Origin of the sequence: Streptomyces sp. ERV7, from assembly GCF_001653515.1 — a bacterium.
In the GTDB taxonomy this organism is placed as follows: domain Bacteria; phylum Actinomycetota; class Actinomycetes; order Streptomycetales; family Streptomycetaceae; genus Streptomyces.
The window spans coordinates 1-8,367 of record NZ_LYOY01000028.1; the positions used below are offsets into that span (position 1 = coordinate 1).

The 8,367-nt window shown below is 70.3% G+C and carries 8 protein-coding genes; 6 read left to right on the forward strand and 2 right to left on the reverse strand.

Going from position 1 to position 8,367, the window contains the following annotated elements; all coding sequences use genetic code 11:
* The 3 genes from A8W25_RS34730 to A8W25_RS06235 form a co-directional block, all read left to right on the forward strand.
* On the forward strand, nucleotides 1-504 hold a 504-nt coding region (locus tag A8W25_RS34730; protein ID WP_234386307.1), incomplete at its 5' end, for a hypothetical protein.
* A gap of 114 nt (nucleotides 505-618) precedes the next feature.
* Nucleotides 619-1,353: a ParA family protein gene (locus A8W25_RS06230; RefSeq protein ID WP_067157244.1), complete on the forward strand. Its 735-nt coding sequence runs from the start codon at nucleotides 619-621 to the stop codon at nucleotides 1,351-1,353.
* Nucleotides 1,353-2,519 (forward strand): ParB/RepB/Spo0J family partition protein, encoded by a 1,167-nt coding sequence (locus A8W25_RS06235; RefSeq protein ID WP_067157247.1) that lies wholly within the window; start codon nucleotides 1,353-1,355, stop codon nucleotides 2,517-2,519. Before A8W25_RS06230 ends, A8W25_RS06235 begins: the two co-directional genes overlap by 1 nt.
* A gap of 79 nt (nucleotides 2,520-2,598) precedes the next feature.
* Here the strand turns inward: A8W25_RS06235 and A8W25_RS06240 are convergent, their stop codons facing one another.
* On the reverse strand, nucleotides 2,599-3,030 hold the full coding sequence (locus A8W25_RS06240) for a hypothetical protein (RefSeq protein ID WP_067157250.1): 432 nt from the start codon (nucleotides 3,028-3,030) through the stop codon (nucleotides 2,599-2,601).
* 427 nt (nucleotides 3,031-3,457) lie between these two features.
* Between A8W25_RS06240 and A8W25_RS06245 the strand changes: the two genes are divergently transcribed.
* Complete coding sequence (locus tag A8W25_RS06245) at nucleotides 3,458-4,540, forward strand: MBL fold metallo-hydrolase (protein ID WP_067157253.1); 1,083 nt, start codon at nucleotides 3,458-3,460, stop codon at nucleotides 4,538-4,540.
* A gap of 44 nt (nucleotides 4,541-4,584) precedes the next feature.
* On the opposite strand, the gene A8W25_RS06250 is transcribed toward A8W25_RS06245, so the two are convergent.
* Complete coding sequence (locus tag A8W25_RS06250; RefSeq protein WP_079125864.1) at nucleotides 4,585-5,421, reverse strand: helix-turn-helix domain-containing protein; 837 nt, start codon at nucleotides 5,419-5,421, stop codon at nucleotides 4,585-4,587.
* 238 nt (nucleotides 5,422-5,659) lie between these two features.
* On the opposite strand from A8W25_RS06250, the gene A8W25_RS06255 reads away from it, so the two are divergent.
* The gene (locus A8W25_RS06255; protein WP_158942441.1) at nucleotides 5,660-6,655 is read left to right on the forward strand and encodes a hypothetical protein; all 996 of its coding nucleotides are present in this window, start codon (nucleotides 5,660-5,662) and stop codon (nucleotides 6,653-6,655) included.
* A 1,234-nt stretch (nucleotides 6,656-7,889) separates the two neighbouring features.
* A partial coding sequence (locus tag A8W25_RS06260; RefSeq protein WP_199831686.1) for a bifunctional DNA primase/polymerase occupies nucleotides 7,890-8,367 on the forward strand: 478 nt, incomplete at its 3' end.

Below are 8,367 nucleotides of genomic sequence, written 5' to 3' on the forward strand. Positions count from 1 at the left end.
CCCGCCACCCCCGGGTCGGGCCTGGAGCACCGCCACAGCACCGGCCTCTCCCCCACCGAGGCCGCCCGATCTCAAAACCCGGTTTTGAAGAACGCCGCCGTCCGGACGACGAGCCGCGGGCCGACCCAGCCTTCAAAACCCGGTTTTGAAGAACGCCAGCACCCGGACGACGACGAGCCGCGGAGCCGCCGGTCCCAAAACCCGGTTTTGAAGAACGCCAACACCCGGACGACGAGCCGCGGGCCGACCCAGCCTTCAAAACCCGGTTTTGAAGAACGCCAGCACCCGGACGACGACGAGCCGCGGAGGCGCCGGTCCCAAAACCCGGTTTTGAAGAACGCCAACACCCGGACGACGAGCCGCGGGCCGGCCCGGTCTTCAAAACCCGGTTTTGAAACGGGTCGGCCCACCGGTGAGGGCCCTCGTTCAAAACCCGGTTTTGAACGAGGGCCGCCCGTGGGTTCAGGAGCCCGCGACCGCAGCGGTTTCAAAACCCGGTTTTGAAGAATCGGCGCGCTGAAGGACCGTCCTATGGGGCAGTCCATGACATCCTGTCCCGGTCCGCTAGTACCGACCCGTCTGGGCCGGGAAGCATACGGAGCATCAGGAGCACCACACATGGCACGGATTACCGCGCTCATCAACCGCAAGGGTGGGGTCGGGAAGTCGACCCTCACCGTCAACACCGCGGCCATCACCGCCCACGTACTGGGCGCAGCCGCCGAAGGCGACCCGCACTACGTCGCCGCCGTCTCGGCCGACCCCCAGGGCTCCACCACCTGGTGGTCCGAACGAGTCGGCCAGGACCTTCCGTTCTCCTTCGAGCAGATCAGCTCCAAGGACGACCTGGGCCTCTTCGCCGCCCTGAAGAAGTCCCGCAAGGTCAAGCACGCCTTCATCGACACCCCGGGCTGGATGGACTTGCCCGAGGACGAGAAGGAGGAGGCCGGCGACCCGTTCGGCAGGAGCACCGCGGCCGACGCCATGCGCGCCGTGCTGGCCAACGCCGACGACATCATCATCCCGATCGAGCCGGAGCCCCTGGGCTTCATGCCGACCCGGGACACCATCGAGGAAGTGGTCAAACCGCTCGGCATCCCGTACCTGGTGGTCATCAACAACTGGGACCCCCGCGACGGCGAAGCCGACCTCGACCAGACCAAGGACTTCATCCGTACTCAGGGCTGGACCCTGGCGAACACCGTCGTCCGCCACTACAAGGTCCACACCCGTGCGGCCCTTGAAGGCACGGTCGTCACCCAGTACAAGAAGAACCGGGTCGCCATGGAGGCCCGCGAGGACTTCTACCAGCTCGCCCTGGAGCTCGGCGCCGGCAAGAAGGGGGCCCGCTGATGGCGACGAAGAAGCCCTGGGCGGACCTTCTCGACGGTCCCGGCAAGCCCGGCAGCAAGCGCGCCGCCGCCGCCGAGCCGGCCAAGGCCGAGGCGCCGCCGACCACCGTGTACATGCACACGCTCATCGGCAACCCGGACAATCCGCGTACCGACGTCGACTACACCGACGACGACGCCGAGTTCCGTGAGCTCAAGGAGTCGATGCGGTCCGTCGGCCAGCTCCAGCCGGCCGTCGCCATGTCCCGCGACGCGTTCCTCCGCGTCAAGCCCGGGCACGGCAGCCGGCTCGGTGACGCGGAGTGGATCGTCGTCCTCGGCAACCGGCGCTTCCACGCGGCCAAGCAGCTCGGCTGGACGAAGTTCGAGATCCGGGTGCGGGACCGCCTCGGCAACGAGGACGACGACCGGGTCGACGAGGCTGTCGTCATCGAGAACATCCACCGCAAGAACATCCCTCCTTACAAGGAGGCGGAGTTCCTGCAGCGGATGGTCGAGCGCCACGGCTCCCAGGAGAAGGTCGCGGAGCGCATCGGCAAGTCGCAGATGTACGTCTCCAACCGGCTGAGCCTGCTCAACCTCACCGCTGAACTCAGGGATGTCGTCGACACCAAGCAGATCAAGGTGAAGACGGCGGAGAAGATCGCCAAGGTCCAGGACCCCGAGGAGCAGAAGGCGATCGCGGCCGAGGAGATCCGCAAGGCCCAGCAGCCAAAGGCGCCCCGCAAGCGCGCAAGCGCGTCGGTGCCTCCGTCGGTGCCTCCGTCGGTTCAAAACCCGGTTTTGAAAACCGCCGCCGACGCCGGCACGGACCGTGGGGGAGCGGTCGCCACCGACACCTCGGGGCAGGACGACACGGCTGCCCGCCGTGTCCCCGAGCCACGGCCGACCGACCGCCTCCAGACCGAGCGCCTCCAGACCGAGCACCCCCAGGATGACGCTTCCGCCGCTTCGGTGCCGTGGCATGACGGAGCAGCCCTCATGACCACCGCCTTCGACAGGCTCGCCCCCGCCCAGCGAAGCGCCTTCATCCAGGCCTACTTCCGGCTGAGCCGTGGAGTCGAGGCCGTCATCGAGGACATGCGGGGAGACCTCGCCCCGCAGGACCGGGCTTCGCTGGCGGCCATTCTGCGACAGGTCGCCGACGGCGTCCTGCAGGAAGGCTGACCCACGTCGGAAGACTGACCCACGCCGGAAGGCCCCGCTCACCGTCGCGACGGTGAGCGGGGCCTTCCTCATGCTCGCCCTAACCTGCGCTCAGCCTGGCGAAGGCCTCCCGGAAGACCGGCACGTTCTCGCTCCTCATGGTGTACGCGAGGGCCTTCTGCCAACTGGGGTGGTCCGGGTCGTACTGCGGGGTGATGGGCGCCTCGGTGCCCTCGGGCCACCAGCGGTTGCGTACTCCGCGCGGCAGCGCACGGGACAGGGCGATGGTGGGGCCGCGCAGGTCGCCGTGGAACTCCGCGCGCAGTTGTTCGGCGTCCGCCGTCCCGTCGGCCTCCACCACGGTCCGGGCGAAGCGCAGGGCGTTGCTCGGCAGGGAGGTGAGGTAGACCGTGGCCCGCTCGACGTCCCATGCGGTGTCGGTGGTGACGGTCAGCTCATGGCGGTGGTCGGCGAGCAGCTGGAGCAGTCTGTGCTCGAACTCCGCGCTCGCGCCCTCGATGGTGATCCTCATGAGCGCGTCCGGTGAATTCTTACCCGGTTCTTCTTGTTCTGCATGGACCGAGCATGCCGGATGACACCGGGATACCCAAGGCAGGGGAGTATATGTGACGGTCCGTCAGATGAGGACGGCCTGCGTCGCCGAGTGGCGGCGTTCGCCGGATGCCGGGCACCGGCCCACAGACAAGGGCCCTGGCCTCCATCACGGAGGCCAGGGCCCTTGTTCATCGAGCGCTGGGCAGGCCTTGCACCTACATCTCCCCACAGGAAGTGGGGCGCCTTTCCTTGGACCACCAACGCCGGTCCCGCATCCGCTTGTCGCGGCTGCAAGCTCAAGATCTAATATATCGCATCCCGCCGCCCCGCGGAACGCCTCCCGTCATACCGGCCGGGCCTGCCCCGCCGCGCCGCGCCCGAACCGCCGCGCGCAGAATGCGGGCATGCGTATTCCTTCCGAGCTCGTCGCGCTCGACGACCAAGTCCACGCGTGGCTGCCGCAGTTCCCCGGCACCTGGGGCATGGCGAACTGCGTCGTGGTGACCTCCGGCACCGAAACCCTCCTTGTGGACACCCCGTACACCGCTCCGCTCACGCGCGCCCTGGCGGCGGCCGCGCGGCGGGTGGCCGCGCCCGGTGCCCGGGTGTCGACGGTCGTCAACACGCACGCCAACGGCGACCACAGTTACGGCAACGGCCTGTTCCCCGACGCGGAGATCATCAGCACCGACGCCAACCTGGCGCACCTGTGCGCGGAGCCGACACCCGGACAGTTGCAGGCGATGCTGGACGCATGCCGGACCGAGGTGGCTTTCGAGCGGTATCTGCTGGCGCACTTCGGGCGGTACGACTACACCGGCCTCGAAGTCGCCCCGCCCACCCGGACGTTCAGCGGCCGCCTGGACCTGCTGGTCGGGTCGACTCCGGTGGAGCTGTACGAGGTGGGGCCCGCGCACACCGTCGGGGACCTCATCGTGCATCTGCCGCACAGCGGAGTGGTGTGCGCCGGGGACGTGCTGTTCATCGATGATGTGCCGGTGCACTGGGCCGGGCCGCTGAGCGGGGTCGTCGAGGCGTGCCGCAGGATCCTGGAGCTGGATCCGCGGGTGGTGGTTCCGGGGCACGGGCCGCTGGTGGGACAGGCGGAAGTACGCGCGTACATGGCGTACATGGAGGAGCTGAGCGGGCGCCTGCACGAGCTGCACGGCGCGGGCGTGGACGTCGAGGAGGCCTCGCGCGTACTGCTGCGGGAGCACCGGCGGCCGGGGCTGGGGCTGGGGGAGCGGCTGGCGGTGCTGACGGCGGTGGAGTACCGGCATCTGGAGCGCGTCGAGGAGCCGCTCAGCCTGGTGGAGGTGCTCGCGTCGGCGGTGCGGCTGGCGCCCGACTGCGTACCGGAGGCGGTGGCTTCGCGCCGGGAGCTGACGGCGGGGCTGGCCGAGCTCGGGGGGCCGGCCTCGCCGCCCGGTCCGCGGTCCGTACCGGGGGACGAGGCAGCTGTGCTGCCCGGGGATCTGGCGTACTAGGGGCGGATCGAGTCCCGGACCGGACCCGGCGAGGCCCAGGACGCTCACGGGTGCCTCGGGGAGTCCGCTCGCAGCATCGGGGTGCGGGCGCGGCGGCGGCGTTCGCCGGGGTGGAAGACCAGGATGATCATGCGGGCGCCGGGGGCGGCCATCGGCTGGGCCGCGCACAGGCTGACCCAGCCGGGGCCCAGGGCGAGGTGGTGCAGGGGGCGTTCGTCGCCGTCGAGGGGGAGGTAGGCGCCGGCGCGGTCGTAGATGCGGGAGGAGACCGGGTCGGCGAGTACTTCCTTCTCGATCTGTTTGAGCGTCTCGTCGTGGGGGTCGGCCGCGAGCGCGCCGCGCAGATGGGGGAGGGCGAAGGGGGCCCAGGAGTTGTCCCAGTCGGTCAGGACCGAGCGGGCGGTGCGGTCGAGCGCCATCCAGCGCATGGTGTTGTGCGGGGCGCGGCCCTCGGGGAAGAGCGCGGCGAAGGCGGCGTTGTGGGCGAGGAGGTTCCAGGAGCGGTCGTGGACGTACGCCATGTGCGCGATGCCGTCGACGGCCTCCTGCCAGACTCCGGGGATCTCCTCGCCGGACTGCGAGTCGAGGGGGTAGGGGGGATCCTGGCCGAGGCCGTAGCGCCACAGGGCGACCCATTCCCGCTCGTTCATCCCGAGCAGCCGGGCGACGTCCTCCAGGAGGTCGGCGGGCGGTTTGGAGTAGCGGCCGGACTCCAGGCGCCCATAGGTGTCGGGGGCGCGGTGCAGCAGCCGGTCGATCTGGGCCTGGGAGAGACCCGGGGCCCGGCGGCCCTGGCGGGTGGGCCGGTTGAGGCCGTGGCTCTCGGGTGTGATGAGTGCGCGGCGTTCGCGCAGCAGGCCGCGCAGAGCAACCTTGTCCATGAAACGTGTTCCCCGTGCGTGGGCGGTCCCCGTCGTACGAACGTCCGGGAACGGGGTCGAACACCGGTTGTCCGTGCGAGCGTTTTCGGCCTGGTCGGGGGCGGCGTCCCGGTGGGGGGAACGGGTCCCGTACAGGCCCACCGGTACGCTGCCTGGTCGGACATGCGGCGATCAAGCGGTGACGGCTGCGTGTGTACGCCGGGCGTATACACGCAGTGCACCGACGGGGGCGAAACAGGTGGAGAGCGACAATCCGGCGCGGCGGACGGACCGTCTGCCGCCGGAGGCGGTCGAGTTGTACGGGCGGATAACCCGCCATGAGCCCGTGACTCCCGAGGACGGGCCGGTGCTCGCGCGGCTGCGGGAACGCGGCCTGGTGGCGGTCGACGCCGATCTGCCGGACATCCCGATCGCGCTGGACCCGCAGGAGGCGGCCCGGCGGCAACTGGACGCGGATCTGCGGGAGATGGCGGCCCGGGCGGCGCGGATGGCGGCGATACCCGAGGACGCGGACGAGCTGAGCGTGCACTTCGAGCGGGCCAAGTGGCGCTCGGGGCGCGGCTCGGAGTTCCTGACGGAGCCGGGACTGGTGAACGCCCGGATCGAGCAGGCGATCAGCCAGGCGCAGAGCGAGCTGCTCATGGCCCAGCCTGGCGGGCCCCGCTCCCGGGAGCTCCTGGCGATCGCCATGGACCGGGACGGCCGGGCGCTGGAGCGCGGGGTGAGCGTGCGGACGCTGTACCGCGACAGCGTCCGCGACGACGAGGCGACGCGGCGGTGGGCGCGGGTGATGACGGGCAAGGGGGCGCAGTTCCGTACGCTCATCGGGCCCTTCCAGCGGTGCATCATCGTGGACCGGCGTACCGCGTTCGTCTCGGACCACATCGTGCACTCGGTGCCCAGCCATGCCGCCTGGCACGTCCTGGACCGGGCGGCCGTCGCGTACATGGCGGAGGGCTTCGACCAGGAGTGGCGGCGCGCGGAGATCTGGCACGGGGATCCGCGGGCCTCCGACGTGGCCGCGGGGGCGCGTACGACGCGGCTGCAGCGGGAGATCCTGCGGGACACGGCCGCGGGGATCGAGCAGCGGATCACGGCGCAGCGGCTGGGCATCGGGCTCCGCACGCTCTCCAAGGAGATCGGCAAGCTGCGCGGGCTGTGGCAGGTGTCGACGCTCGCGGAACTCACGTACCGCTGGGCACTGTCGGCTGAGCGGCTGATCGACGACGTGTGACGGGGTGGGCGGGGGCAGCGGTCGCGTCCACTGCCCGTACGGGTTTTAGGCAGAAAAATCATCGGGAGAAAACGCGGTCCTCCCTGTTGCATGCTGAGCCCGGCCGATCGGAGTGGCCCGCAGCCCGGGGCTACTTCGGTCCGTACGTCCGCTGTCACGGGGGACTGCCATCCGTGCGCATGCCAGAACCGGCAGTGCAGGGCCCCTCGTAGGGTTCTGCCGGGCATCGCGCGGGGCCGGGTGTCCGAACCTGGATGCCCGGACGCTGCCGAGTCTCGGCACGCCTCCCGTGCCCAGCGCCGGCGTGCCCGGCGCCCGTCCCGCCCCCTTGCGCCCCGGCTGGCCCGGCGCGGGCGGTCGCCCGAAACCCCGGGCCCCGAGCCCCTCAGTCGCTCGCCGCTCGTTGCTCGCCGGGCCCAGCGACTGAAGCGACCGGAGCGACTCAAGGCCAAAGACGGCCCGGAGAGACGGAGACCGGCCGGGGTGACGGGTCTCGGAGCGACTGAAGCGACCGAAGCGACTGAGGCCCGGACCTCTTGGCGTGTCCCGGCCAGTCGGTGGGGGCAGGTGCGGCGCTCGGTCGCTTCAGTCGCTGCGCCGGCCCGGCGGAAAGGGCTTCAGTCGCTGCCGTTCGGTCGCTGCGAGGGCGTTCAGTCGCTGATTCGGGCGGCGAGGGTGAGGGGTCACCGGGGGTCCGGGCTGGGCAGCGACCGAACCGAGCGACCGGGAGACCTTCGGTAGCTGTTCAGTCGCTGCGGCAAAACCGCAGGTCAGATGATGTTTCATCGGACAATCAGCGACTGAAGCGACTCAAGCTCCTATGTTATCCCGTAACTCTGGTGTTTTTCCTCGTGTGCGTGTGCATTGGATAAGTAGGGGGCTAGAGTCGCTTTGAGTCGCTGAATGATCTCCCGCAACCTTCTGACCTGCTGTTTTGGGCAGCACTGAGGCCAGCGACTGAAAGAACCTCAGTCGCTGGCCTTCAGTCGCTCCCGCCGGGCTCGGTCGCTGACTGTCCCATCATCGACACGGGAGACGGGTTTTACGTGGCCCTGCGCCACACCGGCCACAAGCTTCGCTAACCTATGTCCGTCGTTGAGTCGCTTCAGTCGCTGAGTAGGGGAACCACATGACTGCTGAGCTGCGGTTTTCTCGCAGCGACTCAGAGCAGTCGGCTCCCGGGCCGCTGGTCGCCGCGCCCTCGGCCGCTCAACCGGTCGCCCAGTCCCTGCTGATGGCCCACTGGTGCGCCTCCCGGGACTGGCCGGTGCACCCACTGGCGCCGGGCCGCAAGACTCCGGTCGCCAACTGCTCGCGCTGCCGCGGCCCCGGCCATCGCCATGACAACTGCTCCTGCATCGCGGTCGGACGCTGGTGCCACGGCTTCCGCGCGGCCACGACCGACCGGGCCCGGATCGACACGTGGTGGGGCCGCACCCCCGACCTCGGGGTAGGCGTCGCCTGCGGAGCGGCCCGCCTCGTCGTCATCGACATCGACGACCACCCCCAGCCGCTCCCGGGCCGCGACCGCATCCTGCCGGGCATCCCCATCCCCGACCAGGTCGATCTCACCGGCCTGACCAACGGCTTCCACTCCCTGGCCGTCCTCGCTGCCCTGCGGGGCCAGGGCAGCCCCGCGGACGACGCCTCGACCCTGCGCGTCCGTACGCCCTCGGGCGGCCTGCACGTCTGGTACCGGGCCCCCGAGGACG